Origin of the sequence: Streptomyces canarius, assembly GCF_014650735.1 — a bacterium.
In the GTDB taxonomy this organism is placed as follows: Bacteria; Actinomycetota; Actinomycetes; order Streptomycetales; family Streptomycetaceae; genus Streptomyces; species Streptomyces olivaceoviridis.
In genome coordinates, this window is sequence record NZ_BMVN01000033.1 from 60,443 (window position 1) to 81,335 (window position 20,893).

The window sequence follows — 20,893 nt, forward strand, 5'->3', positions numbered from 1 at the left end:
CGCTCGGGCCAACCCCGCTGTCGCAGGGCGCATTCCCCCGGCGGACGGTCAGGCGGACGCCTTCTCGATCACCCGCGGCTTCAGTTCCGCGTTCTCCAGGACGTCCCGCAGGTGCTTCTCGACCACCGGCAGGACCTCGTCGATGGTGATGTCCCGGCCCAGCTCGGCCGCGAGGGAGGCCACCCCCGCGTCCCGGATCCCGCACGGGATGATCCGGTCGAACGCCTTCATGTCCGGGTTCACGTTGAACGAGAAGCCGTGCATGGTGACGCCCTTGGCCACCCGGATGCCGATCTGCGCGATCTTGCGGTCCTCGCGCCGCTGGCCCGCGTTGGACGGGGCGTACTCGGGGCCGTTGAGCCGCGGGTCGAACTCCTCGTCGGTGAGCCGCGGGTCGAAGTCCAGGGACAGTCCTCCGAGCGCCGGCCGCTGCTCGACCGGGTCGCCGAGCACCCAGACGCCGCTACGGCCCTCCACCCGGGTGGTCTCCAGGCCGAATTCGGCGCAGGCGCGGATGATCGCCTCCTCCAGCCGCCGCACGTGCGCGACCACGTCCACCGGGCGGGGCAGCTTCTGGATCGGGTAGCCCACCAGCTGGCCCGGACCGTGCCAGGTGATCTTGCCGCCGCGGTCCACGTCGATGACCGGGGTGCCGTCCAGCGGGCGCTCGCTGTCCTCGGTGCGCCGGCCGGCCGTGTACACCGGGGGGTGTTCCAGGAGGAGCACGGTGTCCGGGACCTCGTCGGCGAACCGGGCCGCGTGCACCCGGCGCTGCTCGTCCCAGGCCTCCTGGTAATCGACGGCATCCGCACCGAACCCCATGCGGACGAACCGCAACTCACTCACGGCAAGCGCCTCCCTCAGCGACCGGTGTGTCAGGCGCGTAACGCGCCCTCGCCACTGTACGTCCGACCGGAGTACGTCAGCCCTGAGGGCGTTCCTCACACGATCGGATGAATGCACGGCGAAGTATGCGACCGTCTGCTCACTCTCCGCTACATTCGCGCCGTTCGTGAGGCCATAAGGGCTGCTCAAAGGCAATCCGGGCACATCGACCGGCCCGGAAGGCAGGAGACCGCACCGCAGATGACGGACCGACCCGCGCAGCGCACCCCCAACCGCCAGCTCGCCGCGCTCATCGCAGAAGCGGGGTTCTCCAACGCGGGTCTGGCCCGTCGCGTCGACCAGCTCGGCCTGGAACACGGGCTGGACCTCAGATACGACAAGACCTCGGTCACCCGCTGGCTGCGCGGCCAACAGCCACGCGGTACGACCCCCGCCCTGATCGCCGAGGTCTTCACACGCCGGCTCGGGCGCCGGCTCACCGCCCAGGATCTCGGCCTGGACGCGTGTGCGCCGGTGTACGCCGGGCTGGAGTTCGCGGCCACCCCCGAGGAGGCCGTCGACATCGTCAGCGGGCTGTGGCGCAAGGACTCCGGCAGCCACGCCGAACTGCGCAAGATCGCCTTCACCCCGGCGGGGCTCGTGGTGCCCAGCCGGGACTGGCTGATCGGCAAGGCCGACGACCGGGTGGCCCGCGAGCCGGTACCCCGGGTGCCGCCGCAGGGCCGGCCCGGCGCGGCCAGGGCGCCGCAGCCGGGGCCGCTGGTCCCGCCGCGGCTGCGGACGCACGCCGAGCGCGCCCCCGGCCACAGGGTCACCGGCGGTGACATCGCCGCGCTGCACTCGGTGGGCGAGCTGTTCCGCACCCTCGACGACCGGTTCGGCGGCGGCCACGCCCGGCAGGCGCTGGTGCGCTACCTGGAGCACGAGTGCGAGCCGATGCTGCGCGGCAGTTACGACGAGCAGACCGGCCGCCGCCTGTTCGCCGCCGCCGCCGACCTGACCCGGCTCGCGGGCTGGACGTCGTACGACATCGCCGCGCACGGGCTCGCCCAGCGGTACTTCGTGCAGGCCCTGCGGCTCGCCCAGGCGGCCGGCGACCGGGCCTACGGCTCCTACGTCCTGGTCACCATGAGCCGCCAGGCCGTCTACCTCGGCCACGGCAGGGAGGCCGTGCAGCTGGCACGGGTCGCCCAGCAGGGGGTCGGCACGGGCGCCCCGCCGGTCGTCCAGGCGCTGCTGCACGCCTCCGAGGCGCGGGCGCACGGCGTACTGGGGGAGGTGCGGGCGTGCACCGCCGCGCTCGTGCGGGCCGAACGCGCCCTGGAGGCGGCCCGGCCCGGGGACGAGGTGCCGTACTGGGCCGCGTTCTTCGACGAGGCGCAGCTCGCCGACGAGTTCGGCCACTGCCACCGGGATCTCCAGCAGTTCCGGGCCGCCGCGCAGCACGCCGAGCGGTCCCTCCAGCTCCGGGCGCCCGCCTATGCCCGCAGCCGCCTGTTCTGCCGGATCGTCCTCGCCACCGCCCGTCTCGGCCTCGGCGAACTGGACCAGGCGTGCGCGATCGCCGCGGAGGCGGCGGGACAGGCCGCGGAGATGCGGTCGGCTCGCGCCGTGGAGTACGTGAAGGAGTTCGAGCGGCGGCTGGAGCCCTACCGGGACGCGGCGCCGGTGCGGGTGTACCGGGAGAAGGTGGCGGCGCTGGGGTAGTTCCGGTGTCGTGGAGCGCGCCCGCGCGGCGGAGCCGCACATCGATACGGTCCCGCGCCCCTTCGGGCGGTTACGCCGCCCTCGGCATCGTCGGGACCGGGTCCGCGCTGTGCATCGAGCCCCTCGCGCCCAGGTCCGCCAGGATGGCTGCCGCGGCGCGGTGGGCCGAGTGCAGGGCGCCCTGGACCGTGCTGGTGTCCCGGTGGTCGCCGCAGACGTAGAGACCCGCCAGGAGGCGTACCGGGCGGCGCAGGTCGTGGGGCGGGCGCATCGCGGGGACCGCCTCCGGGGTGTGGTGCACGGCCAGCGTCTCCCAGCGGCGCGTGGAGGTGCCGTAGAGGCGGGAGAGGTGGATGCGGACGGCGGTGTCCACCCCTTCCGGTGGCGTGCCCAGCACCGTCGAGGAGATCAGGACGCGGCCGGCCGGTGCCCGGCTAGGGTCCACGTTGCTGAGGACCGCCGTGTGCGCCACCGGCCCGCCCCGGTCGGCGTCCAGCAGCAGCGAGGTGCCCGTCGCGAACGCCGCCGCCGGCTCGTCCGTGGTGTGGTGGACGACCGTCACCGGGTGGAAGTCCGGCACCCTGAGCCCCGGCAGCAGTCCGGCCGCGGCGCGCGCGTCCGTCGCCAGCAGCACCGCCCGGCAGCGGATCTCCCCGTGCTCGGCGGTCGCCACCGAGGTGGTGGACACCGAGGTGACCCGCACCCCGGTGTGCACGGTGCCCGGCGGGAGCCCCCCGGCCAGCAGCTCCGGCAGCACCTCGGCGCCGCCCTCCGGCACGCACAGCCGTCCGCTCGCGAAGGCGCGCAGCGCCAGGTCGGCGCACCGGCTGGAGGTGGTCAGCTCCGGGTCGCACAGCAGCGTGGCGAGCAGCGGGCGCAGGAAGCCGTCGATGGTGCGCGCCGGGACCCCGCGCTGGGCCAGGGCGAGGGCGGCCGGCATCTCGGGGCGGGCCAGGACGCGGTCGACGGGGGCCGTGGCGATCCGGCCGAGCGCCGCGCCCAGCCGGGCCTGGTCCACCGCGCCGCCCACCGGCGCGCCGGGCGTGGCCGCCGTACCCCGGGGGGCGTTGGCGAGGGCGCGCACCACATGGAGTGCGCCCCGTGCGCCCCGCGCGCTCCCACCGCCCGCCGGCGCGCCCGCGCGATGGGTGCGGCCGTCCCGGTGCAGCAGTACGCCCGGTGCGAAACAGCGCACGGTCAGGGCGTCCAGGCCCGGACTCAGGCGGAGTTCGGGGTAGGACGTGGACAGCAGCTGTCCGATGCGGTCGAGCCGGAAGCCGTCGACCTTCTCGGTCGACATGCGACCGCCGACGTACGGGGCGGCCTCCAGGACCGCGGTCGTGATTCCTGCGCTGGTCAGCCGATGAGCCGCCGAGAGACCGGCGATTCCGGCTCCCACGATGACGACGTCCACCTGGTACGCGGGCTCAAGCACGAGGCCCCTCCTGTGGTTGCGCGACCGGTGGAGACGTCATGCCCCCAACAGGCGCAAGGGATACCCGAGTTCGGGTCGAGGGTAGGGGCGTGATCGGTCAGAGACAGTCGCGCATCAACAGGGCACGGTCGCATAGAGGTCGCATATGGTCACTTTCGTTCGCCGGTGTTGCCAGCCGGCTCATCCCGCCGCGACCGTCCCACCCGCTCACGCCCTCCGCTCACCCCGCCGCGCGGATCGCCTCGTCGATGCCCGGGAACGCGAACCGGAACCCCGACTCCAGCAACCGCCTCGGCACCACCCGCTGACTGCCCAGCACATCCCCGGCCATCTCCCCGAGCGCCGCCCGCAGCACGGGGGCGGGCACCGCGAACACCGCCGGGCGGTGCAGCACCCGCGCCATCGCCTCCGTGATCTCACCGTTCGTCAGCGGCTGGGGCGCCGTCAGGTTGAACGGCCCGGACAGGCCGTCGCCGTCGATGAGATGCCGGATCGCGGCGACCTCGTCGTGCAGCGCGATGTACGACCAGTACTGCCGCCCGTCTCCCAGCCGCCCCCCGAGCCCCGCGCGGAACAGCGGGAACAGCCGCCCCCAGGCCCCGCCGCCCCGGGCCACCACGAGACCCGTGCGCAGGAACACCGTCCGCACCCCCGCCTCCGTCACGGGCGCCGCCGCCTCCTCCCACTCCACGCACAGCGCGGACAGGAAACCGTCGCCCGGCGGCGCGTCCTCGTCCACCACCCGGTCGCCGGTGTCGCCGTAGAAGCCGATCGCGCTGCCGTTCACGAACACCCGCGGCGGTCGCGGCAGGGAGGCCGCCGCCTCCGCCAGCGCGGCCGTGCCCAGCACCCTGCTGTCCCGCAGCAGCCGCTTGTACTCCGGCGTCCAGCGCCGCTCGCCCACCCCGGCCCCCGCCAGGTTGACCACCACGTCACACCCGGTCAGCCCGGCCGCGTCGACGTGACTCCGCCCGGGGTCCCAGCGGACCTCGTCCGCGCCCCGGGGCTCCCGGCGCACCAGCCGGACCACCTCGTGCCCGTCCGCGGCCAGGGACCGCACCAGAGCGCTGCCGATGAGACCGGACGCGCCGGCCACCGCGATACGTGAACGTTCCATGGCCCCAGCATGACCGCACCGCCGACAGGAAACCCGTTGGGACCGCCCGGACGCCCGCCTTAGGGTGATCACCATGCCCGAGCCGTACATACGCAGCGCCCGCGCCGCCGACGAGGAGCCGCTGGCCGCCCTCGACCGGGCCACCTGGTCCCCGCTGCACGCGGTGATGCCCCCGCCGCAGCCGCCGTACCCGCCGTTCTTCGACGAGCGGCACCCGCCGCAGCAGTACCTCGTCGCCGAGGCCGACGGGCGCGTCCTGGGCTACATCCGGCTCACCCACCCGACCCCGCTCGCCTCCAACGCGCACGTCCTGGCCATCCAGGGCTTCGCCGTCGCCGACGAGGCGCGCGGGCGGGGCGTCGGACGCGCGCTGGTCCGGGCCGCCGTCGAGGAGGCGCGGCGGCGCGGCGCACGGCGCCTCACCCTGCGCGTGCTCGGGCACAACACCCCGGCCCGGAGGCTGTACGAGTCCGAGGGCTTCGCCGTCGAGGGCGTGCTGCCCGGGGAGTTCCTCATCGACGGCGCGTACGTCGACGACGTCTGCATGGGCCTGGCCCTGTGAGCCCCGCGGTGCCTACGAACTGACCAGCTCGCCCGTGTCCACCGGCGCCGTCGCCGTGGCCGCGCGCCGGGCGTCGCCCGCCACCTCGGCCGCCGTCAGCACGTACCCCGTCTCGGCGTCCGAGGTGGAGCGGGCGAAGACCACCCCGAACACCCGGCCGTCCGTGGTCAGCAGCGGGCCGCCGGAGTTGCCCGGCCGGACCGTGGAGCGGATCGCGTAGATCTCCCGGGTGACCGTGCGGTCGTTGTAGATGTTCCGGCCGGTCGCCCGCACCCGGTTCCCGACCGTCGCCGCCTGGAGGTTCAGGCTCCCGTCCTGCGGATAGCCCGCCACCACCGCCGAGTCCCCGCGCACGGCACCCCCGTCGAACGGCAGCACCGGGGCGCGCAGATCCGGCACGTACAGCACCGCCACGTCCCGGTCCGGGTCGAACAGCACCACCCGGGCCGCGTACGACGGCCCGACCCCGCCGACCCGCACGCTCGGCCGGCCGATGCCGGCCACCACGTGCGCGTTGGTCATCACACGCCGGGGCGCGTACACGAACCCGCTGCCCTCGCGGCCCTCGGTGCCCACGGCGCCCTCGATCTTCACCGTGCTCAGCCGGGCGGCGCTCGTCGCGGCAGGCGTGACGCTGTCACCGGTCGGCCGGGCCACCCGGGCCGTCGACTCGTTCTCGAACGGGTTGAACACCTGCGGGAAGCCCGCCTCGGTCAGCGCGGACGTGGCCCGCGAGAACCAGGCGGGTGTGGTCTGCGGCATCGCCTCCTGCACCGCGCCCAGCACCGTCGAGTTCCGTATCGCCGTCGTCAGGGTCTGCGACGGGGCCGCGCTCAGCACGCTCGCCGCCACCCAGGCCACGATCAGCACCGCGACCGAGTTCGCCGCCGCGCCCCCTATGCCGTCCGCCACCCGCAGCGGCCCCCGGTCCAGCTCCCCGCGCAGCCGCAGCGCCAGCCGGCCCGCCAGCTCGTGCCCCACCACCGCCGGCACCAGCACCGTCAGCACCGCGAGCACCGTCGCCGTCGCCGTGCCCCGCTCCACCTGGCCCGTCACCCACGGCAGCACCCACACACCGACGGCCGCGCCGCCCACGAACCCGGCCAGCGAGACACATCCGGCCACCAGTCCGCGGCGATATCCGGACACCGCGTAGACGACGATCACCAATACGAGCACCAGGTCGAGCAGGTCCACCGAGCCGCCTCTCCCTCAACCTCTCACCACGGACGGGACCGGTCCGCCCATCGGCCCCGCGCACGCGAGGCCGCCACCGGGCGGCGGAACCGGCCACGTACGCCTGTACCACCGGAAACGCCCCGGACCCGGACGATGGTTCCACCAGGTGGCACAGGGCACATCGCGGGCACGCCCAGCGGTCCGGGAGCGCCGCCTCCCCGGGGCGCAGGGAGGCCACAGGCGGCACGCAGCCCGCACCGAGCCGCCCGCCCTGCGGTCGTGCACGACGCAATCCGATCGCAGGCGGGAACAGGTGAGGTCCATGAGCAGTGTCCGTACCGACGGCCGTGGCGAGTGCGCGCGGGAACGGGCCGGACGGGCCGGACGGGCCGGACGGGCCGGACGGGCCCGGACCGGCCGCGGGCCCTGTGCGGTGGTCTGCGCGGTCGTGACCGTCGTCCTCGGCCCGGCCGCCGTCACCGCGTCCGCCCTCGACCAGGCGGGCGCGGCCCCGCCGCACCACGCGGCCGAGGCCGGCCGGCCACGGGCCCTCGGGTCCGCGGGACGGACGGGAGGGTGACGACGGACCCCGGCACCGCCCTCACCCCCTGAACCGCTGCCACAGGCGGGGAAACCGCTGCGCGAGCACCCGGTCGTCCTCCAGGTCCAGGGGCGTGCCCTCCGGCTCGGCCGGCGCCGGGGCGATGCCCAGGTCCGGCGCGACGGTGCCGGTCAGCTGCTCGTACGCCTCGTCCGCCGCGTACCCCAGCTCCTCGCCGTCGCCGTCGATCTCCTCGTCGAAGTCGCCCAGCAGCTCGGCCAGCGCGTCCGGCTCGTGCACGGCGCCCTCGAAGACCTTCCGGCCCTGGCCGATCAGCCAGCACCGGAAGAAGTCGAACGCGTCGTCGCTGCACCCGTCCAGCAGCAGCCAGGCGGCGCCCCACAGGTCCCAGCGGTAGGCGCGGTTGTACCGGGCCTCGAAGTGACGGGCGAAGTCCAGGACGAGATCGGGCTCCAGCCGGAGCAGCCGTTCCACGAGCGCGTCGGCCTGCTCCTCGGGATCGCCCCCGGCGGCCTCGCGGGTGGCGTCGATCAGCTCCCAGAACTCCGTCTCGTCCATCACGCCACCAGCATCGGGCCTCGACCGGTGGGGCGCACGCGGAGCACGGCGGGTCGTCGTCAGCCGTCGTCAGTCGTCGTCATGGCGGTACAGCGCGGCGAGCCGGGCCGCGTCCGCCGCGCATTGCTCCCGCAGGCTCGCCGGCGCCAGCACCTCCGCCTCCGGCCCCAGCGCGGTCAGCTGGCCGTGCGCGACCTCCTCCGACTCCACCGGCAGCGTCACCGTCACCCAGCCCTCGGCGTCCGGGGCGCCCGCGTCCGCCAGCGCCTCCCGCGCGCCCAGCGGATCGACCGCGTGCGGCAGCCGGCGCACGCCCTCCGGGGACAGCCGCACGACCACCTCCGCGCGCAGGATCGACCGGGCGAACCGCTCGGCCTGCTCCGCCCAGAAGCCGGGCAGGTCGAACCCGGGGTCGCGGTCGAACCGCTCGTCGAGCGCGGCCACCGCGGCGAACCGGTCGATCCGGTACGTCCGGAAGGCACCGGCCCCGGCCACCCGCGCGCACAGGTACCAGACGCCCGCCTTGAGCACGAGCCCGTACGGCTCCAGCCGCCGCTCGACGGTCCCGTCCCCGCGCCGGTAGCCGGCGTCGATCCGCCGGTCCTCCCACACCGCCTCGGCGATCAGCGGCAGCCACGCGGGTGCCTCGGGCTCGCGGAACCAGGCCGGGGCGTCCAGGTGGAACCGCTGCGCGGCGGTGTCCGGCGCGTCCCGCAGCGAGGGGAGCAGCGCCGCCGACACCTTCAGCCGGGCCGCCGAGGCCGCGTCCTGGAGCCCCATCTCGCGCAGCGCCCCCGGCACCCCGCTCAGGAACAGCGCCTCCGCCTCGCTGCGGGCCAGCCCGGTCAGCCGCGTCCGGTACCCGCCGACCAGCCGGTACCCGCCGGCCCGGCCCCGGTCGGCGTACACCGGCACCCCCGCCTCCGACAGCGCCTGCGCGTCCCGCGTCACGGTCCGCTCCGACACCTCCAGCTCGCGCGCGAGCTCAGCGGCGGTCATGGCGGGCCGGGACTGGAGGAGGAGGACCATCTTGATCAGACGTGCGGCGCGCATGCCCACATCATGCAGGAGGCCCCCGCCGAAGCGGGGGCCTCCTCACCTGCTGCGCGGTCCCTTACAGCCCGTACTTCTCCCGGGCCTCCTTGACCGCCGTGGCCTTCACCTCGCCGCGCCGGGCGAGCTGGGCCAGGGCCGCGACGACGATCGACTGGGCGTCGACGCCGAAGTGGCGGCGGGCGGCCTCACGGGTGTCCGACAGGCCGAAGCCGTCGGCGCCCAGCGAGGACCAGTCCTGCTCGACCCACTGCGCGATCTGGTCCGGGACCTGGCGCATGTAGTCGGAGACCGCCAGCACCGGACCCTCGGCGCCCTGGAGCGCCTGGCGGACGTACGGCACCCGCTCCTCGCCCCGCAGCAGCGCCGCGTCGGCCTCCATGGCGTCCCGGCGCAGCTCCGACCAGGAGGTCGCCGACCACACGTCCGCGGCCACCCCCCACTCCTCGGCCAGCAGCTTCTGCGCCTGGACGGCCCAGTGGATCGCCGTACCCGAGCCCAGCAGCTGGATGCGCGGGGCGTTGGCGGGCACGGACACGCCCGCGGACTCGGCCGTGTTGAAGCGGTACAGGCCCTTGACGATGCCCTCGTCGATGCCGAGGCCCTGCGGCTTGGCCGGCTGCGGCAGCGGCTCGTTGTAGACCGTCAGGTAGTAGAAGACGTTCTGGTCCTCGCCCGGCTTGGCCTCGCCGTACATCCGGCGCAGACCCTCACGGACGATCACCGCGATCTCGTAGGCGAACGCGGGGTCGTACGTCAGCGCGGCCGGGTTGGTCGCGGCGATCACCGGGGAGTGGCCGTCGGCGTGCTGGAGGCCCTCACCGGTGAGGGTCGTACGGCCGGCCGTCGCGCCGACGAGGAAGCCGCGGCCGAGCTGGTCGCCGAGCTGCCACATCTGGTCGGCGGTGCGCTGCCAGCCGAACATCGAGTAGAAAATGTAGAACGGGATCATCGCCTCGCCGTGCGTCGCGTACGCGGTGGACGCGGCGATGAAGTCGGCCATCGAACCGGCCTCGGTGATCCCCTCGTTGAGGATCTGGCCGTTCTTGGCCTCCTTGTAGTACATCAGCTGGTCGCGGTCGACCGGCTCGTACGTCTGGCCCTTGGGGGAGTAGATGCCCAGGGACGGGAACAGGCTCTCCATGCCGAAGGTCCGCGCCTCGTCGGGGACGATCGGCACCCAGCGCTTGCCCGTCTCCTTGTCGCGGACCAGGTCCTTGACCAGGCGGACGAAGGCCATGGTGGTGGCCACGTTCTGGGAGCCGGAGCCCTTGTCGAAGGAGGCGAACGCCTTCTCGGCGGGGGCCGGCAGCGGGGCCAGCGCGTGCGTGCGGCGGGCCGGGGCCGGGCCGCCGAGGGCCGCGCGGCGCTCCTGGAGGTAGCGGACCTCGGGGGAGTCGGCGCCCGGGTGGCCGTAGGGCACCACACCGTCGGCGAAGTCGCTGTCCTTGATCGGCAGGCCGAGCAGGTCGCGCATCGCCTTGAACTCGTCCACCGTCAGCTTCTTCATCTGGTGGTTGGCGTTCTTCGACGCGAAGCCCTCGCCGAGGGTGTGGCCCTTGACCGTCTGGGCCAGGATCACGGTCGGCGCGCCCTTGTGCTCGACGGCGGCCTTGTACGCGGCGTAGACCTTGCGCGGCTCGTGACCGCCGCGGGAGAAGTGGAAGCAGTCGAGGATCTTGTCGTCGCTCAGCAGCTTCGCCATCTCGGCGAGCGCCGGGTCCTTGCCGAAGAAGTCCTCGCGGATGTAGGCGGCGCCGCGGGTCTGGTACGTCTGGACCTGCGCGTCCGGTACCTCGCGCAGCCGGCGTACCAGCGCGCCCGTGGTGTCGAGCTGGAACAGCTCGTCCCAGGCCGAGCCCCACAGCGTCTTGACGACGTTCCAGCCGGCGCCGCGGAACTGGGCCTCCAGCTCCTGCACGATCTTGAAGTTGGCGCGGACCGGGCCGTCCAGGCGCTGGAGGTTGCAGTTGATGACGAAGGTGAGGTTGTCCAGCTGCTCACGCGCGGCCAGCGCGAGGGCCGCCGTCGACTCGGGCTCGTCCATCTCGCCGTCGCCGAGGAAGGCCCAGACGTGGGAGGCGGAGACGTCCTTGATGCCGCGGTTGGTGAGGTAGCGGTTGAAGCGTGCCTGGTAGATGGCGGAGAGCGGGCCGAGGCCCATCGACACCGTCGGGAACTCCCACAGCCAGGGCAGCCGGCGCGGGTGCGGGTACGACGGCAGGCCGTTGCCGCCGGCCTCCTGGCGGAAGTTGTCCAGGTGGTGCTCGCTGAGCCGGCCGTCGAGGAAGGCGCGGGCGTAGATGCCGGGGGAGGCGTGGCCCTGGATGTAGAGCTGGTCGCCGGAGCCGTCACCCTCCTTGCCCTTGAAGAAGTGGTTGAAGCCGGTCTCGTACAGCCAGGCCGCGGAGGCGAAGGTGGCGATGTGGCCGCCGACGCCGTGCTTCGCGCCGCGGGTCACCATGGCGGCGGCGTTCCAGCGGTTCCACGCGGTGATCCGGGCCTCCATCTCCGGGTCGCCGGGCAGCGCCGGCTCCGCGGAGGTGGGGATGGTGTTGACGTAGTCCGTTTCGAGGAGCTTCGGCAGCGCGATGCCGCCCGCCTCGGCGCGCTCCAGCGTGCGGCGCATCAGGTACGCGGCGCGGTGCGGTCCGGCCTCCCTGGCGACGGCGTCGAGGGAGGCCTGCCACTCGGCGGTCTCCTCCGGGTCGCGGTCCGGGAGCTGGTCGAGCGCGCTCGGCTGGATGGCGTTGGGGTCGGTCATGTCGCCGCCTTCCTCAGTCGAAGGGGGTTCCCTCACAGGTAAGGGTTCGGGGGTGCCCTTGGTCTTTGGCAGGACAGGGCGGGCGGACCTCGGTGGCGGTGTCGTTGTGCGACTCCGTCGCGCGTCCGTCGGTGACTGTAACTCCCTGATCGATGATCGATCAAAGGGTTGAGGGCCAAAACCTCTTGATTTGGAGAAAGTCGGCACGCGGTGCCTTGGGCGATGGCACCCGGTGACGTGGAATTGCCGAGTTTTCGCAGGTGAGCGTGGGGGTGCTCGACTGGGTCACGCGCGCGGGGCGCAGCCCAGCACATGGGCCTTCACCAGCTCGGGGATCCGGGGGTCCCGGCGCTTGAACGCCTGGACCAGCTCCTCGTGCTCCTCCGCGTACGACTGCTGCACGGTGCCCAGCCAGCGGATGGACAGCGCCGTGAACACCTCGATGCCGAGGCCCTCCCAGGTGTGCAGCAGCACCGAGTTGCGGGCCGCGCGGACCAGCTCCCGGTGGAAGCCGACCGTGTGCCGTACCTGCGCCGTGCCGTCCGCCTCCCGGTCGGCCTCGTACAGCGCCAGGACGTGCGGCTCCAGCGCCGAGCAGTCCTCCGCGAGGCGGTCGGCCGCCAGCTCGGCCGCGATGGCCTCCAGACCGGCCCGGACCGGGTAGCTCTCCTCCAGGTCCGCCGCCGTCAGGTTCCGTACCCGGACGCCCTTGTTGGGGGCCGACTCGATCAGGCGCAGGGACTCCAGCTCGCGCAGGGCCTCGCGGACCGGGGTCTGGCTGACCTCCAGCTCGGTGGCGATCCGGCGCTCCACGATGCGCTCGCCCGGCTGCCAACGCCCGCTGACGATCCCCTCCACGATGTGCTCGCGGATCTGCTCGCGCAGCGAGTGGACGACGGGCGCGGTCATGAGGGCTCCTTAGGGAGGGCTGACGTTTAGACAATACGGCCGGTTCGCTCCGCGGGTAGGCGCGTCGGGGTGCTGTGGTGCAGGTGAGACGAGGCTTACACGCTCCGTATGCCGACAAACACGAACACCCCGCCCGGAGAGGTTCCGGACGGGGCGTTCGGGCAGGACAAGCCTTACAGGCCGAGCTCGACCTCGAACTCGCCCGCCTCCAGGATCGCCTTGACCGCCGTCAGGTAACGGGCCGCGTCGGCGCCGTCGACCAGGCGGTGGTCGTAGGAGAGGGTCAGGTAGGTCATGTCGCGGACGCCGATGACCGTGCCCTCCTCGGTCTCGATGACGGCCGGACGCTTGACCGTGGCACCGATGCCGAGGATCGCGACCTGGCCCGGCGGCACGATGATCGTGTCGAACAGCGCGCCGCGCGAACCGGTGTTGGAGATGGTGAAGGTCGCACCGGACAGCTCGTCCGGGGTGATCTTGCTGGCCCGGACCTTGCCCGCCAGCTCGGCCGTGGCCTTGGCGATGCCCGCGATGTTGAGGTCGCCGGCGTGCTTGATGACCGGGGTCATCAGGCCCTTCTCGGAGTCCACCGCGATACCGATGTTCTCGGTGTCGAAGTAGGTGATGGTCCCCTCGGCCTCGTTGATCTTGGCGTTGATGACCGGGTGGGCCTTCAGCGCCTGCGCGGCGGCCTTGACGAAGAACGGCATCGGGGAGAGCTTGACGCCCTCGCGGGCCGCGAAGGAGTCCTTCGCCTTGGCGCGCAGCTTCATCAGGCGGGTGACGTCGACCTCGACGACCGACGACAGCTGGGCCTGCTCGTGCAGCGCCTTGACCATGTTGTCGCCGATGACCTTGCGGATGCGCGGCATCTTGACGGTCTGGCCGCGCAGCGGGGAGACCTCCAGCGCCGGGGCCTTCCTGGCGGGGGCCGGGGCGGCGGCAGCGGCCGGAGCCGGGGCAGCGGCGGCGGCCTTCGCGGCCTCGGCGGCGGCGATGACGTCCTGCTTGCGGATACGGCCGCCGACGCCGGTGCCCTTGACGGTGGCCAGGTCGACGCCGTTCTCGGCGGCGAGCTTGCGCACCAGCGGGGTGACGTACGCGCCCTCGTCCGTCGCCTGGGTGGCGGTCGGGGAGGTCGGCGCGGTCGCCGGGGTGACCGGAGCCGGGGCGGGCGCCGGTGCGGGGGCCGGGGCAGCGGCGACGGGCGCCGGGGCCGGGGCGGGCGCCGGGGCCGGAGCGGCGGGGGCCGGAGCCGGAGCCGGGGCGGGCGCGGGCGCGGGGGCGGCAGCCGGAGCAGGGGCCGGGGCGGCGGCGGGGGCCGGGGCGGCAGGCGCCGGAGCGGCGGCCGGGGCAGCACCCGGAGCGCCGATGACGGCGAGCTTGGCGCCGACCTCGGCGGTCTCGTCCTCGCCGACCACGATCTCCAGCAGCACGCCGGAGGTGGGCGCCGGGATCTCGGTGTCGACCTTGTCCGTGGAGACTTCGAGCAGCGGCTCGTCGGCCTCGACGCTGTCGCCGACCGACTTCAGCCAGCGGGTGACGGTGCCCTCGGTGACGGACTCACCGAGCGCGGGCAGGACCACGTCCGTGCCCTCGGCGCCACCGGCGGGGGCGGCCTCGGCGGCGGGGGCGGGAGCCGGGGCGGCCGGGGCCTCGGCGACCGGGGCCGGCTCGGGGGCCGGAGCCGGGGCGGGGGCCTCGGCGGCGGCGGGGGCCGGGGCGGCGGCCGGGGCACCCGTGCCGTCGTCGATCAGGGCCAGCTCGGCGCCGACCTCGACCGTCTCGTCCTCGGCGACCTTGATGGAGGCCAGCACGCCGGAGGCGGGGGCCGGGATCTCGGTGTCGACCTTGTCGGTCGAGACTTCGAGCAGCGGCTCGTCGGCCTCGACGCGTTCGCCCTCGGCCTTCAGCCAGCGGGTGACAGTGCCCTCGGTGACGCTCTCACCGAGCGCCGGAAGGGTTACGGAAACCGCCATGGTTTCGGTTGCTCCTAACGAATTGCGGAAGTCTGTGTCGTCGCGCCCGTTGACCGAAGGCTCAGTCGTGGGAGTGCAGCGGCTTGCCGGCCAGGGCCAGGTGGGCCTCGCCGAGCGCCTCGTTCTGCGTCGGGTGGGCGTGGATGAGCTGGGCGACCTCGGCCGGCAGCGCCTCCCAGTTGTAGATCAGCTGGGCTTCGCCGACCTGCTCGCCCATGCGGTCGCCGACCATGTGGACGCCGACGACGGCACCGTCCTTGACCTGGACGAGCTTGATCTCGCCCGCGGTCTTCAGGATCTTGCTCTTTCCGTTGCCCGCCAGGTTGTACTTCAGAGCGACGACCTTGTCCGCGCCGTAGATCTCCTTGGCCTTGGCCTCGGTGATACCGACGGAGGCGACCTCCGGGTGGCAGTACGTCACCCGGGGAACACCGTCGTAGTCGACCGGGACGACCTTCAGACCGGCCAGGCGCTCCGCCACCAGGATGCCCTCGGCGAAGCCGACGTGCGCGAGCTGGAGCGTCGGGACGAGGTCGCCGACGGCGGAGATGGTCGGGACGTTGGTGCGCATGTACTCGTCGACGAGGACGTAGCCGCGGTCCATGGCGACCCCGGCCTCCTCGTAGCCCAGGCCCTGCGAGACCGGGCCGCGGCCGACGGCCACCAGCAGGACCTCGGCCTCGAACTCCTTGCCGTCGGCCAGGGTGACCTTCACACCGTCCTGGGTGTACTCGGCCTTCTGGAAGAAGGTGCCCAGGTTGAACTTGATGCCGCGCTTGCGGAACGCGCGCTCAAGAAGCTTCGAGCTGTTCTCGTCCTCGACCGGGACGAGGTGCTTCAGGCCCTCGATGATCGTGACGTCGGCACCGAAGGACTTCCACGCCGAGGCGAACTCGACGCCGATGACACCGCCGCCCAGGATGATCGCGGACTTCGGCACGCGGTCCAGGACGAGGGCGTGGTCGGAGGAGATGATGCGGTTGCCGTCGATCTCCAGGCCCGGCAGCGACTTCGGCACGGAGCCGGTCGCCAGCAGGACGTGGCGGCCCTGGATGCGCTGGCCGTTGACGTCGACGGAGGTCGGGGAGGACAGGTAGCCCTCACCCTCGATGTAGGTCACCTTGCGGGAGGCGATGAGCCCCTGAAGACCCTTGTACAGACCCGAGACGACGTCGTCCTTGTACTTGTGGACGGCCGGGACGTCGATGCCCTCGAAGGTGGCCTTCACACCGAACTGCTCGCTCTCGCGGGCCTGGTCGGCGATCTCGCCCGCGTGCAGCAGGGCCTTGGTGGGGATGCAACCCCGGTGCAGGCAGGTGCCGCCGACCTTGTCCTTCTCGATCAGGGCGACGTCCAGGCCCAGCTGCGCCCCGCGCAGGGCCGCGGCGTAACCACCGCTACCACCGCCGAGGATCACTAGGTCGAAAACGGTGCTGGCGTCGTTCGCCACGTCACGTCCTCCATGCATGTGCGCCGTACGCCGGTCTCCGATGACCGGCTGGCGGCTGGTGTCCGGCCGCTTGATGCTTCGGCCCTTCGGTGGGGCCCTGTCCTGCCGGGCTCCATCTTCGCACTTGTCGGAGGCGATCGAGACGCGGGGCCGGTGTGTGAGACGTCCCACGTTCACCGGGGAACGAGGGCGCGCCGGGGCAGGGGGGCGCGTGGCAACCGGCCCGAGGGGCGCGGGGCTGTGTCGACGTGCGGCTGCGCCGCGGGCGCGACCAGCACCCACGCCCCGCACCCGCCGTACTGACGGGACCGGGCCGGTGGGCGAACGCTAGCCCAGGTCACCCGCGGCGGTCAGCTCCGCGAGACGGACCAGCGTGCGCACCGCCGACCCCGTGCCGCCCTTCGGCGTGTACCCGAAGGGGCCGCCCTCGTTGAACGCCGGACCGGCGATGTCGAGGTGCGCCCACGTGATCCCCTCGCCGACGAACTCGCGCAGGAAGAGCCCGGCGACGAGGCCGCCGCCCATCCGCTCGCCCATGTTCGCGATGTCGGCCACGGACGACTCCATGCCCTTGCGCAGGTGCTCCGGCAGCGGCATCGGCCATGCCGGCTCGCCGACCTCCTCCGCCGCCTCGTGCACCGCGGAGCGGAACGCGTCGTCGTTGGCCATCACACCGAACGTCCGGCTGCCCAGCGCCAGCATCATCGCGCCGGTCAGCGTGGCCACGTCCACGATCGCGTCCGGGTTCTCCTGCGAGGCCGCCCACAGCGCGTCACCGAGCACCAGCCGGCCCTCGGCGTCGGTGTTGAGCACCTCGACCGTCTTGCCGCTGTACATGCGCAGCACGTCACCCGGGCGCACGGCGGAGCCGGACGGCATGTTCTCGGCCAGCGCCAGCCAGCCGGTGACATTGACCTGGAGGCCGAGGCGCGCGGCGGCGACGACCGCGGCGAACACGGCGGCGGCACCGCTCATGTCGCACTTCATCGTCTCGTTGTGCCCGGCCGGCTTCAGCGAGATGCCGCCCGAGTCGTAGGTGATGCCCTTGCCGACGAAGGCCAGGTGCTTGACCGCCTTCGGGTGCGTGTACGACAGCTTCACCAGGCGGGGGGTGGCCGCGGAGCCGCCGCCGACGCCGAGGATGCCGCCGTAGCCGCCCTTGACGAGGGCCTTGTCGTCGAGCACCTGCACCTTGATGCCGTGCTCCTTGGCCGCGGCCTGCGCGATGCCGGCGAAGGAGGCGGGGGTGAGGTCGTTCGGCGGGGTGTTGATCAGGTCGCGGGCGCGGTTCAGCTCCTCGCAGACCGCGACCGCGCGGGCGACCGCGCCCTTGTGGGCGGCGTCGCGCGGCTTGCCGCCGAGCAGCGCGGCCTCGGCCAGCGGCGCCTTGCCGTTCCTGGCCTTGCCGTTGCCGGCGTTCTGGGCGTCGCCCTTGTACGTGTCGAAGGAGTAGGCGCCGAGCAGGATGCCCTCGCCGATCGCGCCGACCGCGCCGGGGTTGTCGACGGGCAGCGCGAACGCGGCCTTCTTCGATCCGGCGAGCGCGCGGGCGGCCACGCCGGCGGCCTTGCGCAGCGCCTCGGCGTCGTAGCCGGGGCCGCTGTCCTCGCCGTCCTCGCCGTCCTTGTCGGCGGGCTGCGCGCCGAGGCCCACCGCCACCACGAGCGGGGCCTTGAAGCCGGCCGGCGCGGGCAGCTTCGTCAGCTCGCCCTCGGCACCCGAGGCGCCGAGGGTCTCCAGGACGCCGGCCAGCTTGCCGTCGTACGCCTTGTCCACGGCCTCGGCGCCCGGCGCGACGACGGGCCCCTGGGCGCCCTTGGCGACACCGATCACGATCGCGTCGGCCCGCAGGCCGGGCGCCGCGGCGGTGCTGAGAGTCAGAGCAGTCACGGTGGTGAAATCTCGCTTCCGATGTGAAGTTCGCTGTGGCCGAAATGGGGTGGGTCGACCGGGCCCGGGAGCCGACCCTAGGCCCAGGGCTGGGCACTGGTGACAACCGGGGCCTTCACCCTGTCGGCGAACACCCGTGACGAGACTACGCCCGTTGCCGACGCGCCCCGAAGGGGCGCGAGGCCGTGGTCGGTGCGCGGCACCGCCGCGGGCACGACCGGTCACGACGGACCGGAGACCGCCACGGGACGTACGGCCCCCGGGCCCAAAGGCGCTAACGGCCGAGGGCCAGCACCACGAGCGCCGTGACCGCGGCCGTCTCCGCGACCGCGCCGAACACATCGCCGGTGACCCCGCCGAACCTGCGGACGCACCTGCGCAGCAGCAGGTCGGCGACGGCGACGGCGGCGGCCACGGCGAGGGCGGTGCGCGCGCCGTCGTACCCGCCGAGGCCGGCGCCCGCCGCCCCGGCCGCCGCCACGACGGCGAACGCCACGGCCAGCGCCGTGCCCTTCGGGACCACCCCGGCCACCGCCGCCCCCAGCCCCTCCGGGCGGGCCGCCGGCACCCCGGCGCGGGCGGCCAGGGTGAGCGCCAGCCGGGCCGCGACCGCCGACACCACGGCCGCCACGGCACCCCGGGCCCAGGAGTCGCCGTAGAGCTGTGCCAGTACGGCGACCTGGGCGAGCAGCACCAGGACGAGGGTGAGCACCCCGAACGGTCCGATGTCCGACTGCTTCATGATCCGCAGCGCGTCCTCGGCGGGCTTGCCGCTGCCCAGCCCGTCGGCGGTGTCGGCGAGCCCGTCGAGATGCAGCCCGCGGGTCAGTGCGGCCGGTACGGCGGCCGAGGCGACGGCGGCGAGCAGCGGGCCGGCGCCGAGGAGGAGCAGCAGCAGGCCGAGCCCGGCCGCGCCCCCGCCGACGACCAGCCCGGCCACCGGCGCGCACACCATGCCCGCGCGCGCGGCCCCCCGGTCCCAGCGGTGCACCCGGACGGGCAGCACGGTGAGCGTGCCGAAGGCGAACCGGAGTCCGTCCCGGAGGCAGGACGGAGAGGACGCGGGGGACGGGGAGGAGGGTGAGGACGTGAACACCGGCGCAGGCTATCCGCCGCCTGCCCCGCCTCCCACCACGCGCCCGCCCGTCCGGCGCCCGGACCCTCGGGTCGCGCCCGGCGCCCGGCCCTCGCAGGCCCGTCCGGCGGCCGGGCCTCCCCCCGGCTGCCACCGCTTCCCGGGGCCCTGTCCCGGCCGCCCCCGGGTCGCGCCCGGCGGCCGTCCTCCGGGGTCCCGTCCGGCGGCCGGACCTGCCGGGCCTCACCCCGGCCACCAGCGGCCTCCCGAGCTCCACCCGGCCGCCGGCCGTCGGCCCCGCGCGCGTCCCTTCCCCGGACCCCGGAGGGATAAAGTGCGCACATGGGGCACTGGTGGGTGCGGAACATCGTCGAGCCGGGCAAGCTTCCGCTGTTGCTGGCCCTCGCCTCCTTCGTCCTGACCTTCGTCGTGACCCGGGTCATCACCCGGCTGATCCGGGCGGGCAGGGGCCCGTTCGGCAACGTCAGGGCGGGCGGGCTGCACATCCACCACGTCGTCCCCGGGGTCGTCCTCACCGTCGTCGGCGGCTTCGGTGCGGTGGCCAGCGACCGCCACGGCGCCGGCGGGGTCGTCTCGGCCGTGCTGTTCGGCATGGGCGCGGGCCTGGTCCTGGACGAGTTCGCGCTGATCCTGCACCTGGACGACGTCTACTGGACCGAGGAGGGCCGCAAGAGCGTCGAGGTCGTCGTGCTCACCGCCGCCCTGGTCGGCCTGTTGCTCGCCGGCTTCGTCCCGTTCGGCGTCAACGACCTCTCCCGGCAGGAACTGGCCGACCGCGGCACGGTCATCTCCAACATCGTCGCGAACTTCCTCTTCTCCCTCGTCGCCCTGCACAAGGGCAAGGCCCGCACCGCGCTCTTCGGGGTGATCGTGCCGCTGGTCGCGCTCGTCGGCGCGGTCCGGCTCGCCCGCCCCGGCTCCCCGTGGGCCCGCCGCTTCTACGGCCGCCGTCCCCGCGCCCGTGCCAGGGCCGCCCTGCGCGCCTACCGGCACGACCGCCGCTGGGCGCGGCCGAGCCGCGCCGTTCAGGACTGGATCGGCGGCAAGCCCGACCCCCGCCCGGCGCGCCTGCCCGGCCACCGCTGACCGCGGGCGCGGCCGGCCAGGGGCGTCCCGCGGTGCCGCGCCGCCGCCAGCAGACACAGCAGCCCCACGGCCATCAGCGCGGCCAGATGCTCCTTGCCCGCCAGGTTCTCCTTGAGCAGCACCTCGACGACCATCGCCAGCGTCACCGCGCCCGCCGTCGCGTAGGCGCCGTACCGCCAGCTCACGAACACCGCGAGCCCCACGACGGCCGCCGAGGGGCCGGTGTCCACCACCTGCCCGTCGGTCCACGGCAGCCCGAACGGGGCGTGCGCGCCCAGGGTGATGCCGAGGCGCGCGTACAGGGTTCCGGCGAGCGTGGCGACGTAGGCGATGGTCAGCGTCCGCCACCAGCCCAGGCACAGCTCGGCGATCCCGAACACCAGCAGGACCTGTGCCAGCGCCCCCCACACCGGCAGGTCCAGCGCGGGCACGAACAGCGACAGGGGGGTGCGCAGCAGGGCGAGCCACAGCGGGTCGTCGGCCCGTACGGCACCCACGTCCTGCACCAGTTGGTACCCCCACGGCTGGTTCTGCACGTACTGGAGGAACGCCGTCAGGCCCACCGCCGCGACCGTCAACGGGGCCGCCGCCGGGCCCCGTCGCCGCAGGGGCCCGCGCACGGCGGCGTACAGCGGCCCCCACTCGGCACGGGCCCAGCGGGCCGGCGTCCTCACCGGACGCCCCTCCTCGAACGTTCCCC

17 protein-coding genes are annotated in these 20,893 nt (G+C 73.9%); 4 read left to right on the top strand and 13 right to left on the bottom strand.

Annotation, left to right across the window (positions count from 1 at the left end; translation table 11 throughout):
• Positions 1-48 precede the first annotated feature (48 nt).
• The gene (lipB, locus tag IE294_RS33560) at positions 49-846 is read right to left on the bottom strand and encodes a lipoyl(octanoyl) transferase LipB (RefSeq protein ID WP_189892405.1); all 798 of its coding nucleotides are present in this window, start codon (positions 844-846) and stop codon (positions 49-51) included.
• 240 nt (positions 847-1,086) lie between these two features.
• On the opposite strand from lipB, the gene IE294_RS33565 reads away from it, so the two are divergent.
• Positions 1,087-2,553 (top strand): NsdA family TPR-like regulatory protein, encoded by a 1,467-nt coding sequence (locus IE294_RS33565; RefSeq protein WP_189892407.1) that lies wholly within the window; start codon positions 1,087-1,089, stop codon positions 2,551-2,553.
• 70 nt (positions 2,554-2,623) lie between these two features.
• Here the strand turns inward: IE294_RS33565 and IE294_RS33570 are convergent, their stop codons facing one another.
• Positions 2,624-3,988, bottom strand: coding sequence for an NAD(P)/FAD-dependent oxidoreductase (locus tag IE294_RS33570; protein ID WP_189892409.1), 1,365 nt, complete (start codon positions 3,986-3,988; stop codon positions 2,624-2,626).
• Positions 3,989-4,208: 220 nt separating this feature from the next.
• On the bottom strand, positions 4,209-5,105 hold the full coding sequence (locus tag IE294_RS33575) for a TIGR01777 family oxidoreductase (protein WP_189892411.1): 897 nt from the start codon (positions 5,103-5,105) through the stop codon (positions 4,209-4,211).
• A 73-nt stretch (positions 5,106-5,178) separates the two neighbouring features.
• On the opposite strand from IE294_RS33575, the gene IE294_RS33580 reads away from it, so the two are divergent.
• Positions 5,179-5,667 (top strand): GNAT family N-acetyltransferase, encoded by a 489-nt coding sequence (locus tag IE294_RS33580; protein ID WP_189892413.1) that lies wholly within the window; start codon positions 5,179-5,181, stop codon positions 5,665-5,667.
• 12 nt (positions 5,668-5,679) lie between these two features.
• Here the strand turns inward: IE294_RS33580 and IE294_RS33585 are convergent, their stop codons facing one another.
• Complete coding sequence (locus IE294_RS33585) at positions 5,680-6,864, bottom strand: MarP family serine protease (protein ID WP_189892415.1); 1,185 nt, start codon at positions 6,862-6,864, stop codon at positions 5,680-5,682.
• Positions 6,865-7,168: 304 nt separating this feature from the next.
• Here IE294_RS33585 and IE294_RS48035 point away from each other — a divergent pair, with 304 nt between their 5' ends.
• On the top strand, positions 7,169-7,426 hold the full coding sequence (locus IE294_RS48035) for a hypothetical protein (RefSeq protein WP_229917550.1): 258 nt from the start codon (positions 7,169-7,171) through the stop codon (positions 7,424-7,426).
• A gap of 21 nt (positions 7,427-7,447) precedes the next feature.
• Here IE294_RS48035 and IE294_RS33595 read toward each other — a convergent pair whose 3' ends face one another.
• The 8 genes from IE294_RS33595 to IE294_RS33630 all read right to left on the bottom strand — a co-directional run bounded on the left by IE294_RS33595 (position 7,448) and on the right by IE294_RS33630 (position 19,107).
• A complete protein-coding gene (locus IE294_RS33595; protein WP_189892463.1) occupies positions 7,448-7,966 on the bottom strand; it encodes a DUF4240 domain-containing protein in 519 nt (172 codons plus the stop codon).
• Positions 7,967-8,035: 69 nt separating this feature from the next.
• Positions 8,036-9,019: a helix-turn-helix transcriptional regulator gene (locus tag IE294_RS33600; protein ID WP_189892418.1), complete on the bottom strand. Its 984-nt coding sequence runs from the start codon at positions 9,017-9,019 to the stop codon at positions 8,036-8,038.
• 61 nt (positions 9,020-9,080) lie between these two features.
• The gene (gene aceE, locus IE294_RS33605) at positions 9,081-11,783 is read right to left on the bottom strand and encodes a pyruvate dehydrogenase (acetyl-transferring), homodimeric type (RefSeq protein WP_189892420.1); all 2,703 of its coding nucleotides are present in this window, start codon (positions 11,781-11,783) and stop codon (positions 9,081-9,083) included.
• 285 nt (positions 11,784-12,068) lie between these two features.
• On the bottom strand, positions 12,069-12,692 hold the full coding sequence (locus tag IE294_RS33610; RefSeq protein WP_189819351.1) for a GntR family transcriptional regulator: 624 nt from the start codon (positions 12,690-12,692) through the stop codon (positions 12,069-12,071).
• Between the two features lie 173 nt (positions 12,693-12,865).
• Positions 12,866-14,671, bottom strand: a complete 1,806-nt coding sequence (sucB, locus tag IE294_RS33615; RefSeq protein ID WP_189892422.1) for a 2-oxoglutarate dehydrogenase, E2 component, dihydrolipoamide succinyltransferase — start codon at positions 14,669-14,671, stop codon at positions 12,866-12,868.
• Between the two features lie 61 nt (positions 14,672-14,732).
• On the bottom strand, positions 14,733-16,121 hold the full coding sequence (lpdA, locus tag IE294_RS33620; RefSeq protein WP_189892424.1) for a dihydrolipoyl dehydrogenase: 1,389 nt from the start codon (positions 16,119-16,121) through the stop codon (positions 14,733-14,735).
• A gap of 327 nt (positions 16,122-16,448) precedes the next feature.
• A complete protein-coding gene (locus IE294_RS33625; protein ID WP_189892425.1) occupies positions 16,449-18,011 on the bottom strand; it encodes a leucyl aminopeptidase in 1,563 nt (520 codons plus the stop codon).
• 274 nt (positions 18,012-18,285) lie between these two features.
• Positions 18,286-19,107, bottom strand: a complete 822-nt coding sequence (locus IE294_RS33630; RefSeq protein WP_189892427.1) for an adenosylcobinamide-GDP ribazoletransferase — start codon at positions 19,105-19,107, stop codon at positions 18,286-18,288.
• Positions 19,108-19,428: 321 nt separating this feature from the next.
• On the opposite strand from IE294_RS33630, the gene IE294_RS33635 reads away from it, so the two are divergent.
• Positions 19,429-20,193 carry a hypothetical protein gene (locus IE294_RS33635; protein WP_189892429.1) on the top strand — a complete coding sequence of 255 codons (765 nt, stop codon included), beginning with the start codon at positions 19,429-19,431 and terminating at the stop codon, positions 20,191-20,193.
• Here the strand turns inward: IE294_RS33635 and IE294_RS33640 are convergent.
• Complete coding sequence (locus IE294_RS33640) at positions 20,133-20,867, bottom strand: hypothetical protein (protein ID WP_189892464.1); 735 nt, start codon at positions 20,865-20,867, stop codon at positions 20,133-20,135. The genes IE294_RS33635 and IE294_RS33640 overlap by 61 nt on opposite strands.
• Positions 20,868-20,893: the final 26 nt, after the last annotated feature.

Coding starts and splice junctions, on each gene's coding strand:
- IE294_RS33575 (WP_189892411.1), bottom strand. CDS start 5,105: ATGGAACGTTCACGTATCGCGGTGGCCGGCGCGTCCGGTCTCATCGGC.
- IE294_RS33600 (WP_189892418.1), bottom strand. CDS start 9,019: ATGCGCGCCGCACGTCTGATCAAGATGGTCCTCCTCCTCCAGTCCCGG.
- IE294_RS33635 (WP_189892429.1), top strand. CDS start 19,429: ATGGGGCACTGGTGGGTGCGGAACATCGTCGAGCCGGGCAAGCTTCCG.
- aceE (WP_189892420.1), bottom strand. CDS start 11,783: ATGACCGACCCCAACGCCATCCAGCCGAGCGCGCTCGACCAGCTCCCG.
- sucB (WP_189892422.1), bottom strand. CDS start 14,671: ATGGCGGTTTCCGTAACCCTTCCGGCGCTCGGTGAGAGCGTCACCGAG.
- IE294_RS48035 (WP_229917550.1), top strand. CDS start 7,169: ATGAGCAGTGTCCGTACCGACGGCCGTGGCGAGTGCGCGCGGGAACGG.
- IE294_RS33580 (WP_189892413.1), top strand. CDS start 5,179: ATGCCCGAGCCGTACATACGCAGCGCCCGCGCCGCCGACGAGGAGCCG.
- IE294_RS33565 (WP_189892407.1), top strand. CDS start 1,087: ATGACGGACCGACCCGCGCAGCGCACCCCCAACCGCCAGCTCGCCGCG.
- IE294_RS33595 (WP_189892463.1), bottom strand. CDS start 7,966: ATGGACGAGACGGAGTTCTGGGAGCTGATCGACGCCACCCGCGAGGCC.
- IE294_RS33610 (WP_189819351.1), bottom strand. CDS start 12,692: ATGACCGCGCCCGTCGTCCACTCGCTGCGCGAGCAGATCCGCGAGCAC.